At 73.2% G+C, this 22,171-nt stretch carries 17 protein-coding genes; 8 read left to right on the forward strand and 9 right to left on the reverse strand.

The window, feature by feature from the left end; genetic code table 11:
* Positions 1–105: 105 nt before the first annotated feature.
* From J4G33_RS07250 to J4G33_RS07275, 6 genes are all read left to right on the forward strand, one after another.
* Positions 106–1,770 carry a GGDEF domain-containing protein gene (locus J4G33_RS07250; protein WP_208055286.1) on the forward strand — a complete coding sequence of 555 codons (1,665 nt, stop codon included), beginning with the start codon at positions 106–108 and terminating at the stop codon, positions 1,768–1,770.
* Between the two features lie 122 nt (positions 1,771–1,892).
* Positions 1,893–2,936, forward strand: a complete 1,044-nt coding sequence (locus tag J4G33_RS07255; protein ID WP_307793797.1) for a putative F420-0 ABC transporter substrate-binding protein — start codon at positions 1,893–1,895, stop codon at positions 2,934–2,936.
* Positions 2,933–4,015 (forward strand): putative F420-0 ABC transporter permease subunit, encoded by a 1,083-nt coding sequence (locus J4G33_RS07260; protein WP_372435035.1) that lies wholly within the window; start codon positions 2,933–2,935, stop codon positions 4,013–4,015. Before J4G33_RS07255 ends, J4G33_RS07260 begins: the two co-directional genes overlap by 4 nt.
* Positions 4,012–4,785 (forward strand): ABC transporter ATP-binding protein, encoded by a 774-nt coding sequence (locus J4G33_RS07265; RefSeq protein ID WP_208055287.1) that lies wholly within the window; start codon positions 4,012–4,014, stop codon positions 4,783–4,785. Before J4G33_RS07260 ends, J4G33_RS07265 begins: the two co-directional genes overlap by 4 nt.
* 19 nt (positions 4,786–4,804) lie before the next feature.
* Positions 4,805–5,383 (forward strand): HhH-GPD-type base excision DNA repair protein, encoded by a 579-nt coding sequence (locus tag J4G33_RS07270; RefSeq protein WP_208055288.1) that lies wholly within the window; start codon positions 4,805–4,807, stop codon positions 5,381–5,383.
* Positions 5,380–6,126, forward strand: coding sequence for a 2,3-bisphosphoglycerate-dependent phosphoglycerate mutase (locus J4G33_RS07275; RefSeq protein WP_208055289.1), 747 nt, complete (start codon positions 5,380–5,382; stop codon positions 6,124–6,126). Before J4G33_RS07270 ends, J4G33_RS07275 begins: the two co-directional genes overlap by 4 nt.
* Here the strand turns inward: J4G33_RS07275 and cofE are convergent.
* The 4 genes from cofE to J4G33_RS07295 all read right to left on the reverse strand — a co-directional run bounded on the left by cofE (position 6,108) and on the right by J4G33_RS07295 (position 11,491).
* A complete protein-coding gene (gene cofE, locus J4G33_RS07280; RefSeq protein WP_208055290.1) occupies positions 6,108–6,896 on the reverse strand; it encodes a coenzyme F420-0:L-glutamate ligase in 789 nt (262 codons plus the stop codon). The genes J4G33_RS07275 and cofE overlap by 19 nt on opposite strands.
* On the reverse strand, positions 6,893–7,936 hold the full coding sequence (locus J4G33_RS07285) for a TIGR03557 family F420-dependent LLM class oxidoreductase (protein ID WP_372435036.1): 1,044 nt from the start codon (positions 7,934–7,936) through the stop codon (positions 6,893–6,895). The genes cofE and J4G33_RS07285 overlap by 4 nt, the downstream gene beginning before the upstream one ends.
* Before the next feature lie 160 nt (positions 7,937–8,096).
* Entirely contained in the window at positions 8,097–10,640 is a 2,544-nt protein-coding gene (locus tag J4G33_RS07290; protein WP_208055291.1) for an ABC transporter permease, read from the reverse strand.
* Positions 10,637–11,491 (reverse strand): ABC transporter ATP-binding protein, encoded by an 855-nt coding sequence (locus J4G33_RS07295; protein ID WP_208055292.1) that lies wholly within the window; start codon positions 11,489–11,491, stop codon positions 10,637–10,639. The genes J4G33_RS07290 and J4G33_RS07295 overlap by 4 nt, the downstream gene beginning before the upstream one ends.
* Before the next feature lie 211 nt (positions 11,492–11,702).
* Between J4G33_RS07295 and valS the strand changes: the two genes are divergently transcribed.
* Both valS and J4G33_RS07305 read left to right on the forward strand, forming a co-directional pair.
* On the forward strand, positions 11,703–14,372 hold the full coding sequence (gene valS, locus J4G33_RS07300; protein WP_208055293.1) for a valine--tRNA ligase: 2,670 nt from the start codon (positions 11,703–11,705) through the stop codon (positions 14,370–14,372).
* 3 nt (positions 14,373–14,375) lie between these two features.
* Positions 14,376–16,175 carry an AMP-dependent synthetase/ligase gene (locus tag J4G33_RS07305; protein ID WP_208055294.1) on the forward strand — a complete coding sequence of 600 codons (1,800 nt, stop codon included), beginning with the start codon at positions 14,376–14,378 and terminating at the stop codon, positions 16,173–16,175.
* 68 nt (positions 16,176–16,243) lie between these two features.
* On the opposite strand, the gene J4G33_RS07310 is transcribed toward J4G33_RS07305, so the two are convergent.
* From J4G33_RS07310 to tig, 5 genes are all read right to left on the reverse strand, one after another.
* Entirely contained in the window at positions 16,244–17,443 is a 1,200-nt protein-coding gene (locus tag J4G33_RS07310) for a baeRF2 domain-containing protein (protein WP_208055295.1), read from the reverse strand.
* A 124-nt stretch (positions 17,444–17,567) separates the two neighbouring features.
* Positions 17,568–18,839: an ATP-dependent Clp protease ATP-binding subunit ClpX gene (gene clpX / locus J4G33_RS07315; protein WP_208055296.1), complete on the reverse strand. Its 1,272-nt coding sequence runs from the start codon at positions 18,837–18,839 to the stop codon at positions 17,568–17,570.
* Positions 18,840–18,991: 152 nt separating this feature from the next.
* Positions 18,992–19,711: an ATP-dependent Clp protease proteolytic subunit gene (locus tag J4G33_RS07320; RefSeq protein ID WP_307793798.1), complete on the reverse strand. Its 720-nt coding sequence runs from the start codon at positions 19,709–19,711 to the stop codon at positions 18,992–18,994.
* A 41-nt stretch (positions 19,712–19,752) separates the two neighbouring features.
* Entirely contained in the window at positions 19,753–20,328 is a 576-nt protein-coding gene (locus tag J4G33_RS07325) for an ATP-dependent Clp protease proteolytic subunit (RefSeq protein ID WP_243758767.1), read from the reverse strand.
* 286 nt (positions 20,329–20,614) lie between these two features.
* Positions 20,615–22,021, reverse strand: a complete 1,407-nt coding sequence (gene tig, locus J4G33_RS07330; protein WP_208055297.1) for a trigger factor — start codon at positions 22,019–22,021, stop codon at positions 20,615–20,617.
* Between the last annotated feature and the right edge of the window lie 150 nt (positions 22,022–22,171).

Raw genomic sequence — 22,171 nt, forward strand, 5'->3', positions numbered from 1 at the left:
GCATGATCACCCGCTCAGGCTGCTCATCTCCCCGCGGCCGCCGCCGATGAGCAGACGAGAGAAGAGCGTGCCGGACCGACGTCGCGCCTGTGCGAGGAGGGTGAGATGTCCGCGGTGAACGAGGAGGACGTCGTCACGACCGACGTCCTGGCCCCCGACTGGGCAGACCTCGAGGAGGAGCTCGCCTTCCTGTGCGACTCCGACGCGCACCGCTGCGCGGCCACCGCCACCGCGGCCCTCGCCCGGGCCCGGGCCCTGGGGGACGAGGACGCCGAGATGCGCGTCTCCTACTACCTGGCCGTCGCCCACCACCTGCTCAGCCAGGACGCCCCGGCCCTCGAGGCCGCGGCGCGCACGGTCGAGCTCGCCGAGGCCCACGAGGACCTCGTCTGGCAGTCCCGCGCGCTCTCCGTGCGCGGACTCGTCCACCACGAGCTCGGCGACCTCGAGGACGCCGTCGACCTGCTCACCCGGGCGGTCGAGCTCCGTCGGGAGTCCGGGGACGCCGCGGGCACCGCCGAGGTCCTCAACAGCCTCGGCACGGTGTACACCGCGACCACCCGCTTCGCCCCTGAGGCAGCCCAGGTGCTGACCCAGGCACGCCACCTGTGGCTCAGCTCCGGTGACGCCGACCGTGCGTCGATCGCCCAGACCAACCTGGCCCGCACCTCGGTCGCGATGAGCGCGCGGCTCGCCGCGACCAACCCTCGCGGCGCGAAGGCCGCGGCACGCAACGCCCTGCGGATCGCCCAGCAGGCCATCGAGGAGGCCGACGCCGCCGGCCTCAGCCGCACCGGGGTGGACGCACGGATCGCCGCAGCCGGGGCCCACCTGGTGGCCGGGGACCTCGACCGGGCCGAGAGCGTGATCGCCGCGACGGGCGAGATGCTCGACCGGTTCCCCAGCCCCCGCCAGCAGCTCATGCTGCACCGGGTCCGCAGCCAGTGGTTCGTCCGGGCCGGCCGATGGGACGAGGCGGTGCTCGAGGCCTGCGACGGCCTGGACCTCGGCGAGGAGCTCGACCGTCCGGCCGAGCGGGTCGAGCTGCTCCGCACCCTCGTCGAGGCCCACGAGGGCCGCGGCGACCTCGAGGGGGCCCTGCGCATCCTGCACGAGCTCCACGACCACACCGTCTCCCAGCACGAGGCCGTCGCCGAACGTCGCGCGGTCCTGCTCAGCTCCCGCATGGAGGTCGAGCGCGCCGAGCGCATGGCCGAGACCGAGCGTCGACGCGCCGCCGCCCTCGAGGAGCACAACGCCCGGCTCGCCCACGAGGCGAACCACGACGCCCTGACCGGCCTGGCGAACCGGCGCGCCCTCGACCAGACCCTCGAGGCGTGGGTGGCGGAACGCACCCAGGCCTTCGCGGTCGCCCTGATCGACATCGACCACTTCAAGCTCGTCAACGACACGTGGTCCCACCAGGTCGGCGACGACGTGCTGGCCCGGACCGCCGGGGTGCTCCGGCAGGCGGTGCGCAGCCACGACCTGGCCGCCCGCTACGGGGGCGAGGAGTTCGCGATCCTCCTGGCGACCCCCGACGTGCGCGCGGCGGCCGACGCCTGCGAGCGGATCCGGGGGGCGGTCGAGGCGCTGACCTGGGACAGCATGCCGGGGCATCGCCTCACGATCAGCGTCGGCCTGACGGTCTCGACCGAGCACTGCACCCCCGAGCACCTGCTCGCCCGCGCCGACGCGGCCCTCTACGAGGCGAAGACCACCGGGCGGAACAGGGTCCGGGTGACCTCGCCCGACCGCGTCGTCCTCTAGGCTGGACGGGTAGCGGACCCCGGGCCCCTCTTGGCCCCGGACGAGCGGCCTGGACCTGGGCCGTGGTCCCGGTCGGCCCCTTGACCCGACGCGCACCCCACCCTCCTCCCCCTGGAGCCCCCGTGCCCGTTCGCCTGCCCCTCCGCCTGACCGCGCCCCGTCCCGCCCGCCGCGCCGCCCTGGGCCTGGGCGCGCTGGTCGCGGGCAGCGCCCTGCTCGTCGCCTGCTCGAGCTCTGCCGAGGAGGGGACGCCCGACGCCCCGGCCCCGGCCGCCTCGCTCACCTCCTACCCCGTGACGGTCGACAGCTGCGGGACCGAGGTCACGCTCGAGGAGGCCCCCGAACGCGTCGTGGCGATCAAGTCCAGCGCGATCGAGATGGTGCTCGCCCTGGGCGCCGGAGACCGGCTGGTGGGCACGGGCTTCGCCGACGGCCCGGTCCCCGCGGACCTCGCCGAGGCCGCCGCCGACCTGCCGGTGCTCTCCGACGAGGTCCCCGCGGCCGAGGTGGTCCTCGAGACCGAGCCCGACCTCGTCTATGCCGGCTGGGAGTCGAACTTCTCGGCCGAGGGAGCCGGCGAGCGCGGGATGCTCGCCGAGCTCGGCGTCGCGACCTACGTCTCGCCCGCGGCCTGCAAGGACCCCGCCTACCAGCCGGACAGGTTGTCCTTCGAGGACGTCTTCGCCGAGATCACCGAGGTCGCGACCCTGCTGGGCGTGCCCGAGGCCGCCGAGGAGCTCGTGGCCGCGCAGCAGGCCGAGCTGGCCGCCGTCCCCGCCGACGACCGTGGCCTGACGGCGCTGTGGTACTCCTCGGGCACCGACGTGCCGTACGTGGGCGCGGGGATCGGCGCCCCCCAGATGATCCTCGACGCGGTCGGCCTGGAGAACGTCGCCGCCGAGGTCGAGGACACCTGGACCTCCTTCGGGTGGGAGGAGGTCGTCGCGGCCGACCCCGACGTGATCGTGCTGGTCGACGCCGCCTGGAACACGGCCGAGCAGAAGCGTGAGCTCCTCGCCGGCAACGCGGCGACGGCGAACCTCGAGGCGGTGCGCGAGGAGCGGTACCTCGAGATCCCCTTCCCCGCGACCGAGGCCGGGGTCCGCAACGTGGCCGCCACCGCGGAGCTCGCCGAGCAGCTGGCAGCCCTCGACCTGACCCCGTGACCCCGTCCGAGGGCAGCGCCGGGGCGGCGACGGGCCGCGGGAGGCTCCCGGCGTGGGCGGCGACCGTCGCGGCGGCGCTGCTGCTCGTGCTGAGCGTGACGATGGCAGTCACCGTCGGCCCCGCCGAGATCGCCCCGACCGACGTCTGGCGCTCCCTCGTGGACCACGTGCGCGCGGCCCTGGGCGCCACGGTCGACCCGACCGCCACCCTCGGCCTGCTGCACGACGGCATCGTGTGGGACCTGCGCATGCCGCGGGTGCTGACCGCGGCGGCCGTGGGCGCCGGGCTCGGCGTCGCGGGGGCCGTGATGCAGAGCCTGACCCGCAACCCGTTGGCCGACCCGTACCTGCTCGGGCTCTCCTCGGGGGCCTCCCTCGGAGCTGTCGCCGTCCTCGTGCTCGGGGTGGGCGTGCTGCTCCCGGTGGCCGCCTTCGTCGGAGCGGTCGCCGCCCTCGCCGCGGCGCTCACCCTCGCCGGGTCCTTGGGCACCATCACCCCGGCCCGCACGGTGCTGGCAGGCCTCGCCGTGGCCCAGCTCTGCGCGGCCGGGACCTCGTTCGTCATCTTCTGGTCCGCCACCGGGGACTCCTACCGCGAGATCCTCGGGTGGCTGATGGGATCCCTCGGCGGGGCCACCTGGAGCTCGGTCGCGATCTCCCTGGGCGCCGTCGTCGTGCTGCTGCCCGTCCTGCTCGCGAGCGCGCGGACCCTGGACGCCTTCGCCTTCGGCGACACCGCGGCCGCAGCCCTGGGCATCGGCGTCGGGCGCACCCGCTGGGCGCTGCTCACGGTCGTGGCCCTGCTCACCGGCGCCCTGGTCGCGGTCAGCGGGGCGATCGGGTTCGTCGGGCTGATCCTGCCGCACGCGGTGCGGCTCGTGGTCGGCGCCGCCCACCACCGGGTGCTGCCGCTGACGGCCCTGGTCGGCGCCTCGTTCCTGGTGTGGGCGGACACGGCGGCGCGGACGGTCTTCGAGCCCCGTGAGCTGCCCGTCGGGATCGTGACGGCCTTCCTCGGCGCACCCGTCTTCGCGCTGCTGCTCTGGCAGCGACGCAGCGCGAGCGGGGACCTCGCATGAGCCTCCACCTCGACCACCTCGCCTGGTCCGTCGAGGGGCGCCTCGTGGTCGACGACGTCGACTGCACCCCGCCGCGGGGTGCCCTCACCGGCCTGCTCGGGCCCAACGGGGCCGGCAAGTCGAGCCTGCTGCGGCTGGTCGCCGGGGTCCAGCAGGCAGCCCACGGCGCAGCGCTCCTGGACGGCACCGACCTGCTCACCATGCCGCGCCGAGCCCGTGCCCGCCGGGTGGCCCTGGTCGAGCAGGAGTCGAGCGCCACCGCGCCGCTCTCGGTCCGCGAGGCCGTGCTGCTGGGGCGGACCCCGCACGCCTCGCGCTGGGGCGGCTTCACCGCGCAGGACCACGCGGCCGCGACCCGGGCCATCCAGGAGGCCGGGGTCCAGGCCCTCGCGGCCCGCCGCCTCGCGACCCTCTCGGGCGGTGAGCGTCAGCGCGTGCACCTCGCCCGCGCCCTGGCCCAGGAGCCCGACCTGCTGCTCCTCGACGAGCCCACGAACCACCTCGACGTGCACGCCCAGCTCGACACCCTCGCGGCCGTCGCGGGCCTGACCGCCCGAGGGGTCACGGTCCTCGCCGCCCTGCACGACCTGAACCTCGCGGCGGCGGCCTGCGACCACCTGGTGCTCCTCGAGGCCGGGCGGGTCGTGGCAGCGGGCGGGGTCGAGCAGGTGCTGCGGCCCGAGGTGCTCGAGCCGGTGTACCGGGTGCGGTGCCTGGTCCTCGAGCACCCCGAGACAGGGCGACCGGTCCTGACCTTCGCGCCACGGTGACGGGTGGCACCATGGACCCATGGCTGCCCCCCTCTGGATGACCGGTGACCCCGAGGCCGACCGGCTGCTCGACGAGAACCCCTTCGCCCTGCTGGTCGGCATGCTGCTCGACCAGCAGGTGCCGATGGAGACGGCCTTCGCAGGCCCGCAGAAGATCGCCGAGCGCCTGGGCGGCTTCGACGTCGAGCGCATCGCCCGCGCCGACCCCGAGGAGTTCGCCGCGCTGTGCGCGACCCCGCCCGCCGTCCACCGGTACCCGGGATCCATGGCCGGTCGGATCCAGGCCGTGGCCACGGCCGTCCTCGAGGAGTACGCCGGGGACGTGACCCGGCTCTGGTCCGAGGGCGAGCCCGACGGCCGCGAGGTGCTGCGCCGTCTCAAGGCCCTGCCCGGCTTCGGCGAGCAGAAGGCACGGATCTTCCTGGCCCTCCTGGGCAAGCAGCGCGAGGTGCAGCCGACCGGCTGGGCGGAGGCCGCGGGGGCCTACGGCGAGGAGGGGGCCCGCCGGTCGATCGCGGACGTGACCGACGAGCAGAGCCTGCTCGAGGTCCGGGCGACCAAGAAGGCTGCCAAGGCCGCAGCCCGCGGCAGCCGGTGACCGGCGTCCTGCTGCTGCTGCGCCACGGCCAGAGCACCGCCAACGCGAGCAAGACCTTCACGGGGCTCCTGGACGTCGGGCTGACCGAGCTGGGCTCCGAGCAGGCCCGCGCCGCGGCCCACCTGATGACCGCCGACGGCCTGCGGCCCGACGAGGTCGTCACCTCGCCGATGCGGCGGGCGGCGCGCACCGCCGAGCTCGCGGTCGCGGCCGGCGGGTGGCAGGACGTCCCGCTGCGCTCCTCGTGGCGGCTCGCCGAGCGGGACTACGGCAACCTGACCGACGTCCCCAAGGCCGAGGCTCGCGCGGCGCTCGGCCCCGAGGCGTACCTCTCGGTGCGACGCACCCTGCACGGCTCGCCGCCGCCCGCGAGCGCCGACCAGGCCGCGGGCTGGGGGGCGGCGTACACCGATCCCGGCTCGGGCCTGCCTCAGCCTGGGGCCGGGGAGTCCCTGCACGACGTCGTCGAGCGGGTCAGGCCCGAGTGGCAGCGGCTGCGCGTCGCGCTCGACGAGGGCCGCACGGTGCTCGTCGTCGCGCACGGGAACTCGCTGCGGGCCCTGTGCCTCCTGGTCGACGACCTGAGCGAGGACGAGGTCCGTGAGCTCAACCTCCCCGCAGGGCACCCGCTGCGCTACGACCTGACCGCCGAGGGTGCCGTGCTCCCCCGGGGCGGCGCCTACCTCGACGCGGACAGCGCTCAGCGCGAGGCCGAGCGCATCGCTCACGAGGGCGGCACCTGACCGAGCGAGGCGAGGGCCGCGGCCCATCCTGCGGCGTAGGCCTCGGCACTGCCCTGGGCGAACATGTCCTCGGGGCCGAGCCGGACGAGGGCGCGGGCCCCGGGGCCGTCCTCGGGCGTGACGTGCCCTGACCCACGGACGACGGCGACCGGACGCCCGGCGGTCTTGCCCTTGGTGAGCTCGGCGGCCGCAGCGAGCTCGTCCGCGACCGCAGCCATGGTCACCGCGAGGGGCCGCCCGTGGGTGTCCACTCCCCCGCGCAGGTCCTCGAGCACGCGGACCCCTGCGGCACCGATCGCGAGGTCGGTCTGGCCGTGCCGCCAGGGCCGCCCGGCGGTGTCGGAGACGAGCACCCCGAGCCGGGCGCCGAACCGGGCCTCGAGGCTGCGCCGCAGCGCCCGGGCCGAGGCGTCGGGGTCGAGCGGGAGCAGCAGGACGGTGCCCTCGGGGGTGTTCGAGGCGTCGACCCCGGCCGCGGCCATGACCAGGCCCAACCGGTTCTCGACGATCCGGGTGACCCCGCCGGGGTGCTCGCGCGAGGCCACGACGCGGACGGTCTCCGCCGTGATCGCGGCCTCACGGTCCGCCGCGGCGACGACCCGCCCCTCGGCCTTGGAGACGACCTTGCTCGTCACCACGAGGACGTCGCCGTCGACCGGCGGTCCGTCCGGGTGGCCCGTGGCGAGGGCCTCGCCCAGCAGGGCTCCGAGGTCGTCCCCGGGCCGGACCTCGGGGACGCCGTCAGGCGCCCAGACGGTGAGGCGGCTCACCGCGAGAGCTGCGGGAGCACGTCCCGTCCGAAGACCTCGATCCACTCGCGCTGGTTGCGGCCCACGTTGTGCAGGTAGATGCGGTCGAACCCCAGGTCGACGTACTTCTGGATCGCGGCCCGGTGCTCGTCCGGGTCGGCCGAGACGACCATCCGGCCGGCGAAGTCCTCGGGACGCACGAGCTTGGCCATCTGCTCGAAGTCGTGCGGGGAGCGGATGTCCCCCTTGGGGAACTTCATGCCGCCGTTGGGCCACTCGGTCAGCGCGTTGGTCATCGCCTGCTCGTCGGTCTCGGCCCAGGACATGTGCACCTGGAGGACCTTGGGCATGGTCGACGGGTCCTTGCCTGCCTCGCGGGCCCCGGTGTCGAAGCGGTCGAACAGCCCCGAGATCTTCTCGAGGGGCGCCCCGACCGTGATGAGACCGTCGGCGTGGCGGCCCGCTCGCTTGGCGGTGACCGGGCCGGCGGTCGCGACGAGGATCTCGGGCGGGGTCTCGGGCATGGTCCACAGGCGGGTCGACTCGAGCTTGTAGAACGGGCCCGAGTGCTTGACGTCCTTGCCGGCGATCGAGGCCGCGAAGAGCTTGTTGATGATCTCGATGGCCTCGAACATGCGGTTGATGCGCTCGGGGGCCTCGGGCCAGTAGCCCGCCACGATGTGCTCGTTGAGGGCCTCCCCCGATCCCAGGCCCAGCCAGTGCCGCCCCGGGTACATCGCGGCGAGGGTCGCCGAGGCCTGGGCGACCATCGCCGGGTGCCACCGGAACGTGGGGGCCGTGACCCCGGGGCCCAGGTCCCCGACGGTCCGCTCGCCCAGGGCCGAGAGCACGTTCCACACGAAGGCGCTCTGCCCCTGCTGGGGCACCCACGGCTGGAAGTGGTCGGCTGCCATGACCCCGGAGAAGCCGTGCTGCTCGGCCAGCACCGAGAGCTCGATCACCTCGGTGGGGTGGAACTGCTCGAGCATGGCCGCGTACCCGATCGTCAGCCCCGACGTCGCCGACCCCGACCCCGACCCCACCAGTCCAGACTCCGTCACTGCCGCCACCTCACGTCTGCTCGTGCCGCACGTCTGCTCGTGCTTCGCGGGCGCCCGGCCGGGCCCCGGCACCGACACTATCCGCCGTCGTGTCACGGCGGCGTTTCGTGGGATGGGTCACCCGACCGCGGGGACCCCCACGGCCGGGCGACCAGCGCCCTCACTCGTAGGACACCGCGTCCAGGACGTCGAGGCGCGCCGCCCGCACCGCGGGCCACACGGCGGCCAGCACCCCCACGACGACGGCGAGCCCGAGGACCACCCCCAGCTGGGACCACGGCACGACCAGGGTCGTGAGGCCCTCGTCGGCGTAGACCGTAGGCAGGGTCGCCGCGAGGCCCACCCCGATCCCGACCCCGAGCAGAGTCCCGAACACGGCGGTCAGCACCGACTCGATCGTGACCACCGTCGCGAGCTGGAACCGGCCGAGCCCGACCGCGCGCAGCAGCCCGATCTCCCGGGTGCGCTCGGCGATCGACAGCGCCAGGGTGTTGACGATGCCCAGCACCGCGATGACGATCGACAGGCCCAGCAACGCGTAGAGGATCACCAGGATCTGGTCGACCTGGTCGGCGATCTGGTCGGCGAACTCCTCGTTGTCGAGCACCGTGACCACCACGTAGGGCGTGATCACCTCGGTGATCGCGGCCCGCACCTCCTCGACCTCGGCCCCGGTGGCCAGCGTGATGAACACCGAGTCGATGACGGACTGCCCCGCGGGCACGAGCTCGCCGTACTGCTCCTGCGCGAGCACCAGCGGCACCCCGATGGCGCGCGAGTCGATGATCGCCCCCACCGTGAGGCTCAGGGTCCCGGCGGCACCGCGGACCTCGAGCTCGTCGCCCACGGCCCAGCCCTCGTCCTCGGCCGTGCCGCGCTGGACCGCGACCTCGCCGTCCGCGAGGCTCTCCAGAGCCCCCTCGACGACGGTGATGTCGAGGGCGCGCGTGAAGATCCCCGCCTCGACACCGATCGCGGTGCGCGCGTCGCCGTCGACGGTGACCGTCGCGACCTCGAGCAGGTCGGCCGCCCCGACGCCGTCGACCTCGCCGACCTCGCGTGCCGCCTCGGCAGGCACCGCCATCGTGGCCGACTGCAGGAGCAGGTCCGCGGTGGACTCGTTCTCGACGATCGCGCGGGTCGAGGCCTGGGTCGAGGTCGCGAGCACGGCCGCGGCCCCGACCAGCGCCATCCCGATCATCAGCGCCCCCGCGGTGCTCGCGGTCCGACGCGGGTTGCGGGTCACGTTTCCCCGCGCGAGGCCACCGAGCGGGCGCAGCGCCAGGACGGCGGGGGCGGCCAGCACCCGCAGGGCCGCCGGGACCACCGTCGGCGCGAGGAGCAGGGTTCCGATCACGACCCCGGCCGCCCCGGCGCCGAGCAGCATGCCCGGCTCGTCGAGCTCGCCCAGGGTCGCGACCGCGACGGCCGCCACCCCACCGGCGAGGAGGAGCCCGCCGACGACAGCACGGATCACGGACCCACGGTCGTGCGCCGCGACGTCGTCGCGCATCGCCTCCACGGGCGGGGTGAGGGCCGCGCGCCGAGCGGGGACCGCCGCGGCGGCGACGCTCACCACGGTGCCGATGAGCACCGACACCAGCACCGTGAAGCCGTCGAGCGGGATCTGACCCGACAGCTCCATGCCCATCCGGGCGAAGACCTCGCGCAGGCCTGCCACGAGGCCGACCCCCGCGCCGACGCCCAGGGCGGAGCCCAGCATGCCGACGACCAGGGCCTGGACCAGGATCGAGGTGAAGACCTGGGCGGGTGAGGCACCGATGGCCCGCAGCATGGCGAACTCGCGCTGCCGCTGACGCACGGTCATCTGGAAGGTGTTGGCGATGATGAAGGCACCGACGAAGAGCGCGATCGCGGCGAAGACCAGCAGGAAGGTCGAGACGAAGCCCAGGATCTGCTCGACCTGTGCCCGTGTCTCGTCCCGCACCGCCTCCCCCGTGGCGACCTCGGCGTCGAGCCCGTCGAGGGTCGGGCCGAGGGCCGCCCGGAGGCGCTCGACCACGGCCTCCTCGTCGAGGTCGCCCTCGGCGTAGACCGCGATCGAGGTGACCAGACCCTCCGGGGCGAAGACCTCGGTGGCGGTCACGGGGTCGAGGAAGACGATCGTCGCCCCGGCGACCGGGGCGCCGAAGGAGACCTCACCCACGACGTCGACCGGCGTGAGCTCCCCGCCCAGCACCACCTGCGCGCTGTCCCCCACGGCCAGACCCGAGGCCTCGAGGGTCGCCGTCTCGAGCGCCACCTCGCCCAGCCCGGTCGGCGCGCGGCCGGCCACGAGCTCGGTCGAGGGCTCCTCGGGGTGCAGGGCCAGAGCGAAGCTGGGCGGTCCGTTGCCCGCGGCCACGGCGGTGCCGTCAGCACCGACCAGCACGATCGGTCCGGTGATCTCGGGCAGGGCGGTCCCGATGCCGTCGACGGCCGCGACCTCCTCGACCAGGTCCAGGGGCACCCCGGTCCGCACCGCCGCCATGTCGGCGCTCGCGGCCGCAGCGATCTGCTCGGCCCCGCGCACGTAGGCGTCCCCCACGGTCGAGGTCTCGACGAGCTCGGAGAAGGTGCTCGACATCATCGTGCGCAAGGAGAACGTCCCCGCGACGAAGGCGACGCCGAGCAGCACCGCGAGCACCGAGAGCAGGAAGCGCCCGAGATGGCTGCGGATGCCCCGCAGCGCGACCCGCGTCACCGCGGCACCGGGCCTGCGGCGTGCCGGGCCCCGGCGGTCCCGGGCGCTGCGTGGCCCGAGGGCCTGGCGAGGGAGGCGTCGTGGTCGGCGGCCTCCCGGCCGGCACCCAGGTCGCGCAGGGCGTCAAGCACGGTCTCGGTCGTGGGCTGCTCGAGCTCGCCCACCAGGCGACCGTCGGCCAGGAACAGCACGCGATGCGCGTAGGAGGCCGCGGTCGGGTCGTGGGTGACCATGACGACCGACTGCCCCAGCTCGTCCACCGAGCGGCGCAGGAAGCCCAGCACCTCGCCCGAGGAGCGCGAGTCGAGGTTGCCGGTGGGCTCGTCGGCGAAGACGACCGCCGGTCGGGAGACGAGGGCGCGCGCGCACGCCACCCGCTGCTGCTGCCCGCCCGAGAGCTCGGTGGGCCGGTGGTCCAGGCGGTCCCGCAGGCCCACCGCGTCCACGACCGTGTCGAACCATGCCCGGTCGAGGGTCCCGCGGGCGATGTCGAGGGGCAGGGTGATGTTCTCCTCGGCGGTCAGGGTCGGGATGAGGTTGAAGGCCTGGAACACGAAGCCCAGGCGGGTGCGCCGCAGCCGGGTGAGGCGCCGCTGGCTCATCCGGCCGACGTCCTCGCCGTCGACCATGACCGTGCCCGCGGTCGGGGTGTCGAGCCCGGCCATGCAGTGCATGAGGGTCGACTTGCCCGAGCCCGAGGGCCCCATGATCGCGGTGAGCTCCCCGCGTGCGAAGTCGACGTCGACCCCGTCCAGGGCCCGCACCGCCGCCTCACCCTTGCCGTAGGTCTTGACCAGGCCCCGGGCCGAGGCGATCTGCCCCTCGCCTGAGGTGTCCACCAGTGCGCGCATGTGCTTCCCGTCCCTGTGATCGTGCTGTCGTCCCCATCCTGGCCGAGGACGGTGGCCCGCGGGCATCGGGGATCCCCCCGAGACTCCCCTGGTCCGGCGCCCGGCGCACTCAGGTCCCGCTCGGGGTCGTGGCCCCGGTTGCGGTCCTGGTCCGGGACCGCGCGTGGGACGTGGCCGCAGCGTGCGCGGGGTTCTGGGAGAATCGCCGACCATGAGCGACCAGCACCCCACCACCGCCAGCACCCCGACGTCCACGCCGTCGTCCCGGGTACCGGACAAGGTGAGCCTCGAGGGGCTCGAGGAGCGGTGGGGCAGCGCCTGGCACGAGCAGGGCACCTACTCCTTCGACCGCACGCGGACCCGTGACGAGGTCTACTCGATCGACACCCCGCCCCCCACCGTCTCGGGCTCGCTGCACGTGGGCCACGTGTTCTCCTACACCCACACCGACCTCGTCGCGCGCTTCCAGCGAATGCGCGGCAAGGAGGTCTTCTACCCCATGGGGTGGGACGACAACGGCCTGCCCACCGAACGTCGGGTGCAGAACTACTACGGCGTGCGGTGCGACCCGACCCTGCCCTACGAGCCCGGCTACGTCCCGCCCCACGAGGGTGGCGAGGGCAAGAGCATCAAGGCCGCCGACCAGGTCCCGATCAGCCGACGCAACTTCGTCGAGCTGTGCGAGCGCCTGACGGTCGAGGACGAGCAGCAGTTCGAGGCCCTGTGGCGGCGCCTGGGCCTCTCGGTCGACTGGTCGCACCACTACCAGACCATCGACGCCCGCTCGCGGGCCGTCGCCCAGAAGGCCTTCCTGCGCAACCTCGCCCGCGGCGAGGCCTACCAGGCCGAGGCCCCCGGGCTGTGGGACGTGACCTTCCAGACGGCGGTCGCGCAGGCCGAGCTCGAGCCGCGCGAGTACCCGGGGCACTTCCACCGGATCGCCTTCCACCGCCCCGACGGTGAGGCGGTCCACGTCGAGACCACCCGGCCCGAGCTCGTCCCCGCGGTCGTGGCCCTCATCGCCCACCCCGACGACGAGCGCTACCAGCACCTGTTCGGCACCACCGTGCGCTCCCCGCTCTTCGACGTCGAGGTGCCCGTCCTGGCCCATCCCATGGCCGAGCCGGACAAGGGTGCCGGCATCGCGATGTGCTGCACCTTCGGGGACCTGACCGACGTCCAGTGGTGGCGCGAGCTGCAGCTGCCGACCCGGTCCGTGCTCAGCCGCGACGGCCGGCTCGTGCGCGAGACCCCCGAGTGGATCGACTCGGAGGCCGGCCGCGCGCACTACGCCGAGATGGCCGGCAAGACGACGTTCTCGGCGCGGACGGCCGTGGTCGAGGCCCTGCGCGCGAGCGGGGACCTCGACGGCGAGCCCACGCCCACCCAGCGCATGGCCAACTTCTTCGAGAAGGGCGACAAGCCGCTCGAGATCGTGACCTCGCGCCAGTGGTACGTGCGCAACGGCGGGCGCTCCGAGGGGGCCGGCGCGGGCCTGCGCGAGGCCCTCCTCGGCCGCGGGCAGGAGCTCGCCTTCCACCCCGACTTCATGCGGGTGCGCTACGAGAACTGGGTCGGCGGGCTCAACGGTGACTGGCTGATCTCACGGCAGCGGTTCTTCGGCGTCTCGATCCCGCTGTGGTACCCGGTGACCGCGGACGGCGAGGTCGACCACGAGCACCCGATCCTCCCCGACGAGGCCGTGCTGCCGGTCGACCCGAGCAGCGACGTCCCGGCGGGCTACACCGCCGACCAGCGCGGTGAGCCCGGCGGGTTCGTGGGTGAGGCAGACGTCATGGACACCTGGGCGACCTCCTCCCTGAGCCCGCAGATCGCCGGGGGCTGGGAGCACGACCCTGACCTCTTCGAGCGCGTGTTCCCGATGGACCTGCGCCCCCAGGGCCAGGACATCATCCGCACCTGGCTCTTCTCGACGGTGGTCCGCTCCCACCTCGAGCACGGCTCGCTGCCGTGGAAGCACGCGGCGATCTCCGGATGGATCCTGGACCCCGACCGCAAGAAGATGTCCAAGTCCAAGGGCAACGTCGTGACCCCCATGGGGCTGCTCGAGGACCACGGCTCGGACGCCGTCCGGTACTGGGCGGCCTCCGCCCGCCTGGGCACCGACGCGGCCTTCGAGGTCGGCCAGATGAAGATCGGTCGACGGCTCGCGATCAAGGTGCTCAACGCGAGCAAGTTCGCCCTCGGGTTCGGCGCCGCCGAGGCGGGCACCCCCGAGCCCTCGGCAGTCGTCGAGCCCCTCGACCGCGCGATGCTCGCCGGGCTCGCCGAGGTCGTGGAGAAGGCCACGGCCGCGTACGAGGCCTACGACCACACGCGGGCCCTCGAGCTGACCGAGACCTTCTTCTGGACCTTCTGCGACGACTACCTCGAGCTGGTCAAGGACCGCGCCTACGGCAGCGGTGACGTGACCCCCACCGAGGCGACGTCCTCCGCCCGCGCCGCCCTGGCCATGGCCCTCGACACGCTGCTGCGGCTGCTCGCCCCGGTGCTGCCCTTCGCGACCGAGGAGGTCTGGTCCTGGTGGCGCGAGGGCTCGGTGCACCGTGCTCCCTGGCCGACGAGCGACCTGCTGCGCCAGGCCGCGGCCGGGACCGACTCGGCCCACCTCGAGGTGGCAGGTCGCGCCCTCGCGACCCTGCGCAAGGTCAAGTCCGAGGCCAAGGTCTCGATGCGGACCCCCTTCCTCCGCGCGACCCTGGCGGTCCCGGAGACCAGGCTCGCCCTGGCCGAGGCCACTCTCGCCGACCTCCGCTCGGCGGGCCGCGCTCCGACCCTGACCCTCGTGGACGACCCGGGGCTGACCGACGCCCCGCAGATGCAGGACCACGAGCTCGCCGCCCCCGAGCCCAAGGGCTGAGCGGTGCAGGAGAACCACTCCCCGAGCCTGATCACGACCGACCCGGCGATGTCGATACCCGGGTTGCTCGCCGCGCGGCTCGAGCGCGCCCCGGACAGCACCCTCGTCGAGCGGAGCTCGGCCCTGGGCTCGGCCTGGACGCCGATGAGCACCCGGTCCTTCGTCGACGAGGTCACCGCGGTGGCCAAGGGCCTGGTCGCCCGGGGCGTGGAGCCGGGCGACAGGGTCTCCATCATGAGCCGGACCCGGTACGAGTGGACCCTGCTCGACTTCGCGGTCTGGGCCGTCGGCGCGGTCCCTGTGCCCGTCTACGAGACCTCGTCGGCCGAGCAGGTGGCCTGGATCCTCTCCGACGCGGGGGTCCGGCTCGCCGTGGTCGAGACGGCCGCCCATGCCGCCGTCACCGAGACCGCCCGGACAGGGCTCACGACCCTCCAGGACGTGCTCGTGATCGACGAGAACGCCGTGGCGACCCTCGTGACCGAGGGCCGCACGGTCGACGAGGAGGAGATCGAGCGCCGCAGTGCCCTCGCCGGGATGGACGACCTCGCGACGATCATCTACACCTCGGGGACGACGGGCCGCCCCAAGGGGGTCGAGCTCACCCACGGCAACTTCGTCAGCCTGACCCTCGAGGGGGTGGCCGGCCTGGGCGAGGTCGTCGCCCCGGGGTCGCGCACCCTGCTCTTCATGCCGCTCGCCCACGTCTTCGCCCGGTTCATCCAGGTGCTCTGCATCCCCTCGGGGGCCGTGCTCGGCCACACGGCAGACACCAAGAACCTCATCGCGGACCTCGGCACCTTCCGGCCGACCTTCATCCTCAGCGTCCCCCGGGTCTTCGAGAAGGTCTACAACTCGGCCGAGCAGAAGGCTGCGGCGAGCCCGGTACGGCTGCGGCTGTTCCGGTGGGCCGCCCAGACCTCCATCTCCTTCTCCCGGGCCCAGGACGAGCCCGGGGGCCCCGGCATCGGTCTGCGTGCCCAGCACGCCCTCGCCGACCGGCTGGTGCTGAGCCGGCTCCGGGCCGCCCTCGGAGGGGCCGCCGAGTACGCGGTCTCCGGCGGGGCTCCCCTGGGCGAGCGCCTCGGGCACTTCTTCCGAGGTCTGGGCCTGCAGGTCCTCGAGGGGTACGGCCTGACCGAGACCACGGCGCCGACCGCGGTCAACCGTCCCGGCGCGACCCGCATCGGCACGGTCGGCCCGCCCTTCCCCGGGGCGGCGGTCCGTATCGCCGAGGGCGGGGAGATCGAGGTGAGCGGGGCGCACGTCTTCCGCGGCTACCACAACAACCCCGAGGCCACGGCCGAGGCCCTGCGCGAGGGATGGTTCCGCACAGGGGACCTCGGCAGCCTCGACGCGGACGGCTACCTGACCATCACCGGTCGCAGCAAGGAGATCATCGTCACCGCGGGCGGGAAGAACGTCGCCCCCGCGATGCTCGAGGACCGGCTGCGGGGCCACCCGCTGGTGAGCCAGGTCGTGGTCGTCGGGGACGGTCGGCCGTTCATCGGCGCCCTGGTGACCCTGGACGCCGAGATGCTGCCGGGGTGGCTCGCGGGGCACGACCTCCCGCCGATGGACCTCGCGACCGCTGCACGGAGCAACGCTGTCCTCGCAGCCCTCGACCGTGCCGTCGAGCGCACCAACGAGGCGGTCTCCCGCGCCGAGTCGATCCGCAAGATCACCGTGCTCCCGGCCGACTTCACCGAGGCGAACGGCTACCTCACGCCCTCCTTGAAGATCCGCCGGGCTGCGGTCCTGCGCGACTTCACCGAGGAGATCGACGCGCTGTACGCGCGCTAGGCCCACGACGGCGGCGGGTCGGACGGCAGGGACCGGCCGACCCGCCGCAGGTCAGGAACGGTCCGCGATCAGTGGTGACCCTGACGGTGGGAGTCCTCGGTGTAGCTCGGTGCGGCCTCGTGAGGGGTCGCTGCGTCGGACCAGCGCAGCAGGGCGGCCACGCCGTCCACCAGGTCCACGCTCCCCTCGAGGGCGAACGTGACCCCGGCGTCCTGAGCGAGGGCGGCGCGCAGGATCGCGACGTCTGACCGCATCTGCCGGGCGTCCTCCTCGCGTACCCCGAGCGCGTCGAGCTCGGACCGCCGCGCGGCGATCTCGAGAGGACCAGGGCCGACCCAGAGCTCGCCGTCGCCGAGCTGGGCCGGTGCGCCCGCCGCGTCCTCGAGGATCACGAGCTCGGAGACCTGCCCACGCCGCAGGACGTCCAGGACGTCCCCGAGCGAGGTGACGGCGCCGGCACCGCGTCCGAGGCCCTCGCGCAGCCGGTCGGCGACGCCCTCCCGGCGTCGCGCGCGGTAGGCCTCGACCACGCGGTGCAGGTTCTCGGCGAAGGCATCCTCCTTGACGCCGTCGGCCCGGGACCCGCCGGGCACGTCCACGAGGATCTCGGAGGTCGGGCGCCCGACCGCGTCGCGGATGAGCGCGACGGCCCGGACGTCCCCGGTGATCATGACGAGCTCAGGTCGGTGCTCGACGACCGCGCGGTCCAGCTCGGTCGCGACAGCCTCGGCGTTGCGCTCCCAGGAGTCCTCGACCCGCGACTGCATGCGGCGGTGGGACCATCCCCCTGCCCGCACCTTGTGCAGCACGTCGTGGTCACCTTCGACGTGCTCGAGCTGCTCGTCGGGCCGATGGCTGTCGGTGCCCGACCAGGAGAGGTCGGCGCCCTGCCGGTCGACCTCGACGAGCAGGTAGCGCACGGCCTCGTCCGCGGCCTGGGCGGCTGGCATCAGGGCGGGGACCCCGTCGTGGAAGGCCTCGTCCCGGGCCGGGGCGTCCGCGAGGACCCGGTCGAAGAGGATCTTCTCCCCCGCCGCGACGACGAAGCGTCCGTGGCGACCGGGCACGTGGGTGGGCCGCAGCACCGCCTCGGCGACGGCGGCGAGGGTGGCCTCGGGAGCCCCGTCCTGCTCGAGGGAGCGACGAAGCCCCTGCCAGCGGTTCTTGACGTCACGGTCCCCGGCCTCGTCCGCCCGGGTCACGTCCAGGCTCACGGTGGTCAGGGGGCCGCGGTGGTCCAGCAGCGGCTTGAGCGAGTCGAGCTTCATCGAGCACCTCACGATCGGATCGAGGAGGCCGGCGGCTACGCCGACCTGTCGTTCCCTCTCCACCCTGGTTCACCGGGGCGCAGAACGCCACCCCGCAGGGCCGCTGACCCGAGGACGGGCCTGCTCAGGCCGACTTCTCCCGCGGCGTGCGCTTGGCGTCCTTCTCGCGGGGCACGATCGTGGGGTTGACGTTCTCGAGCACGACGTCGCGGTCCACGACCACCCGCGCGACGTCGTCACGGCTCGGCACGTCGAACATGACCTGCTGGAGGACCTCTTCGAGGATCGCCCGCAACCCGCGGGCCCCTGTCCCGCGGAGCAGGGCCTGGTCGGCGATCGCGTCGAGGGCGTCGGGGGTGAACTCGAGCTCGACGCCGTCGATCTCGAACATCCGCTGATACTGCTTGACGAGGGCGTTGCGCGGCTCGCTGAGGATCCGCACCAGGGCCGAGCGGTCCAGCGGGGACACCGTGGTGATCACGGGGACACGGCCGATGAACTCGGGGATGAGCCCGAACTTGAGCAGGTCCTCGGGCATGACCTCCCCGTAGACGTCGGTGTCGTCCGCCGAGTGGAGCGGGGCGCCGAAGCCGATGCCGCGCCGGCCGGCCCGAGAGGTGATGATCTCGTCGAGACCGGCGAAGGCCCCCGCGACGATGAACAGGACGTTCGTCGTGTCGATCTGGATGAACTCCTGGTGCGGGTGCTTGCGCCCGCCCTGCGGCGGGACCGACGCCGTCGTGCCCTCGAGGATCTTGAGGAGGGCCTGCTGCACGCCCTCGCCCGAGACGTCGCGGGTGATCGACGGGTTCTCGCTCTTGCGGGCGATCTTGTCGACCTCGTCGATGTAGATGATCCCGGTCTCAGCCTTCTTGACGTCGTAGTCAGCGGCCTGGATCAGCTTGAGGAGGATGTTCTCGACGTCCTCGCCCACGTAGCCGGCCTCCGTGAGGGCCGTGGCGTCGGCGATCGCGAACGGGACGTTGAGCATCTTCGCGAGGGTCTGGGCGAGGTACGTCTTGCCGCACCCGGTCGGCCCGATGAGCAGGATGTTGGACTTGGCGAGCTCGACCTGCTCGGCGTCGCCCTTGGCAGCCTCACCGGCCTGGACCCGCTTGTAGTGGTTGTAGACCGCGACCGCGAGGGACCGCTTGGCGGGCGACTGGCCGATGATGTACTGCTCGAGGAAGTCGAAGATCTCGCGGGGCTTGGGCAGCTCGACCATGCCCACCTCGGTGGCCTCGGCCAGCTCCTCCTCGATGATCTCGTTGCACAGGTCGATGCACTCGTCGCAGATGTAGACCCCTGGGCCTGCGATGAGCTTCTTGACCTGCTTCTGGCTCTTGCCGCAGAAGGAGCACTTGAGCAGGTCCGCGCCGTCTCCGATGCGTGCCACTGCACTCTCCTTCCCGGGGCCGCCGACGGCGGCCCTCACCTCCACCATTGCACACCACGGTGGTCCTGCTGTCAGCACGACCGGCCGGACCGGGCGTGTCCTTCACCCGGTCCGGGCCCCGCGTCGTGCTGCGAGGCCCGGACCGGACGGGCTCAGGCCTTCGGCTGGGCCGTCTTGCGGCTCTCGAGGACCTGGTCGACCAGGCCGTAGTCGAGGGCCTGTGCTGCGCTGAGGATCTTGTCCCGCTCGATGTCCTGGCGCACCTGGGCGACGTCACGACCCGTGTGCTGAGCGATCGTGTCCTCGAGCCACTCACGCATGCGGATCAGCTCGTTGGCGTGGATCTCGATGTCCGAGGCCTGCGCGTAGCCACCCCCCTCGAGGGCGGGCTGGTGGATCAGCACGCGGGCGTTGGGCAGCGCCAGGCGCTTGCCCGGCGCCCCGGCCGCGAGCAGCACCGCCGCGGCCGAGGCCGCCTGCCCGAGGCACACGGTCTGGATCTCGGGCTTGATGTACTGCATCGTGTCGTAGATCGCCGTCATGGCCGTGAAGGAGCCGCCGGGCGAGTTGATGTACAGGATGATGTCGCGGTCCGGGTCCTGGCTCTCGAGGACGAGGAGCTGGGCCATGACGTCGTCCGCCGAGGCGTCGTCGACCTGCACGCCGAGGAAAATGATGCGGTCCTCGAAGAGCTTGGTGTACGGGTCCTGGCGCTTGAAGCCGTAGGCGGTGCGCTCCTCGAACTGGGGCAGGACGTAGCGCGAGGACGGCGCGCCGTGCGGCATCGCGGGGGCGCCGGCGGGCGAGGCTGCCCTGCCGAAGCCGCCGGCGAGGGCCGACGCGCGGGAGATGAACTGGTGCTCGGTGCTCACGGGGTGCTCCTCGATGTCTGGGTGGGCTGCGGGGGCTCGGCTCAGGAGCCGGTGCCGCCGCCTCCGCTGACCGATCCGGCATGGGTGACGACGTGGTCGATGAAGCCGTACTCGAGCGCCTCGGGGGCCGTGAACCACCGGTCCCGGTCGGAGTCGGCGTTGATCTGGTCGACCGTCTTGCCGGTCTGCTCGGCGATGAGCTCGGCGAGCACCTTCTTCATGTGCAGGATGAGCTCGGCGTGGATGCGGACGTCGGTGGCCGTGCCACCGATCCCGCCCGAGGGCTGGTGCATCATGACCCGCGAGTGCGGGGTGGCGTAGCGCTTGCCCTTCGCCCCCGAGGAGAGCAGGAACTGCCCCATCGAGGCCGCCATGCCCATCGCGACGGTAGCGACGTCGGGCTGGATGAACTGCATCGTGTCGTAGATCGCCATCCCGGCCGTGATCGAGCCGCCCGGGGAGTTGATGTAGAGGAAGATGTCCTTCTCGGGGTCCTCCGCCGCGAGCAGCATGAGCTGCCCGCAGATCGCGTTGGCGTTCTCGTCACGGACCTCCGAGCCGAGCCAGATGATGCGCTCGCGCAGCAGACGGTTGTAGATCGTGTCGTTCAGGCCCATGCCCGAAGCGTCTCCCCGCGCGGCGCGCGGGGGCTGTGCGTGGCCTGTCATCTCGTTCACGGCTCTCCCTCGTCCAGCCTGCCCCGGGCGGCTGTGGCCCGGGTCCTCAACGTGTCCAGCGACCCTAACGCGCTGCGCGCGGCGGGTCGGGCCCCGGCGGGGCCGTTTCGCTGACGGCGCACGCGCCGCGCACCCGTCGCGGGCCTCCCTCGAGCTGCTCCGGTGACGCCGCAGGGCCCCGGCCGACGAGCGTCCGGGGCCCTGCGTGCGGAGCGAGGAGCCTCGCTCAGGCCTTGGCGGCCTCGTCCTCCTCGGCCGGGACGTCCTCGGCGGGCCCGTCGGCCTCGGCCTGGGCGGCGGCGACAGCGGCCTCGACCTCGGCCTGCGCCGCCGCGACGGCGTCCTGGGCATCGTCCTCGTCGGAGCCGATGAACTCGGTCAGGTCGACCTCGGCTCCCGAGCCGTCGACGACCTTGACCTGGCGCAGCGCCACGGCCACGGCCTTGGAGCGGCCGACCTCGGCGACCATCGCCGGGATCTGGCCCTGCTCGTCGACCGTCTTGATGAAGGTGTTCGGGTCCATCTGGTACTGCCGCGAGGCGTTCACCAGGTACTCGAGCAGCTCGTTCTGGGCCACCTTGACCTCGAGCTTCTCGGCGAGGGTGTCCAGGAGGATCTGCGTCGCGAGGGCCTCGCGCGCCTGCTCCGTCACCTCGGTGCGGTGCTCCTCGTCCTCGAGGCGGCTCTCGGACTCGAGGTGGCGGTGCACCTCGGCCTCGACGACCCCGTTCGGGATCGGGATCTCGAGGTCACCCTGGAGCTTCTCGAGGAGCAGGTCCCGGGCCTGGACCGCCTGGTCGGAGGCCTTGGCCTTGCTGGCCTGCTCGCGCAGGTCCGCACGGAGCTCGTCGATCGTGTCGAACTCGCTCGCGAGCTGGGCGAACTCGTCGTCGGCCGCGGGGAGCTCGCGCTCCTTGACGGAGGTGGCGGTCACCGTGACCTGGGCGTTCTGGCCCTCGCGGTCCCCCCCGGCGAGGGCGCTCTCGAAGGTCGTGGTCTCCCCGGCCGAGAGCCCGACGAGGGCGTCGTCGAGCCCCTCGAGCATGTTGCCCGCGCCGATCTGGTAGGAGATCCCGCTGACGGAGTCGACCTCCTCGCCGTCGATGGTGGCCTTGAGGTCCAGCACGACGTAGTCGCCCTCGACGGCCGGCCGGTCGATGCCCACCAGGGTGCCGAAGCGCTCGCGCAGCGCGTCCTGGCGCGCGTCGACGTCGGCCTCGGTGACCTCGACGTCGTCGACCGTGAGGGTGAGGGAGTCCAGGGCGGGGAGCTCGATCTCAGGACGCACCTCGACCTGCGCGGTGAAGCTCAGGCCACCCTCGGGGTCGGTGAGCGCAGGGATCTCGGTGACCTCGATCTCGGGCTGGCCCAGCGGGCGCAGGTCCGCCTCGGTCACGGCCTGGCGGTAGAAGCCGGCCATCCCGTCGTTGACGGCGTGCTCGATGACGGCTGCGCGGCCGACCCGCTGGTCGAGGATGCGCGGCGGGACCTTGCCCTTGCGGAAGCCGGGGATCTGAACCTGCGAGCCCATGTGCTGGTACGCGTGGTCGATGCTCGGCTTCAGCTCGTCGTGGGACACCTCGACGGTCAGCTTGACCGTGGTGGCATCGATGGTCTCGACGGCGCTCTTCACAGCAGTGGTCTCCAACGGCTCGGATCGTCTCCACCGGGTCCTCCCGGCGGTGCGGGAGCGAGGACCGTTCGCCGATCCCCGCTCTCCAGGGGCGTGCAGGCACGCAGGAGCGGCGCGCACGGCCCGTCGATCCTACGGCACGCCCGTGCG

The organism is Actinotalea soli, from assembly GCF_017565425.1.
Classification (GTDB): Bacteria; Actinomycetota; Actinomycetes; order Actinomycetales; family Cellulomonadaceae; genus Actinotalea; species Actinotalea soli.

Bases quoted from the DNA above. Each gene is read 5' to 3' on its own strand.
- J4G33_RS07250 (WP_208055286.1), top strand. From the start codon at position 106: ATGTCCGCGGTGAACGAGGAGGACGTCGTCACGACCGACGTCCTGGCC.
- J4G33_RS07265 (WP_208055287.1), top strand. From the start codon at position 4,012: ATGAGCCTCCACCTCGACCACCTCGCCTGGTCCGTCGAGGGGCGCCTC.
- J4G33_RS07270 (WP_208055288.1), top strand. From the start codon at position 4,805: ATGGCTGCCCCCCTCTGGATGACCGGTGACCCCGAGGCCGACCGGCTG.
- J4G33_RS07295 (WP_208055292.1), bottom strand. From the start codon at position 11,491: ATGCGCGCACTGGTGGACACCTCAGGCGAGGGGCAGATCGCCTCGGCC.
- valS (WP_208055293.1), top strand. From the start codon at position 11,703: ATGAGCGACCAGCACCCCACCACCGCCAGCACCCCGACGTCCACGCCG.
- J4G33_RS07310 (WP_208055295.1), bottom strand. From the start codon at position 17,443: ATGAAGCTCGACTCGCTCAAGCCGCTGCTGGACCACCGCGGCCCCCTG.
- J4G33_RS07325 (WP_243758767.1), bottom strand. From the start codon at position 20,328: ATGGGCCTGAACGACACGATCTACAACCGTCTGCTGCGCGAGCGCATC.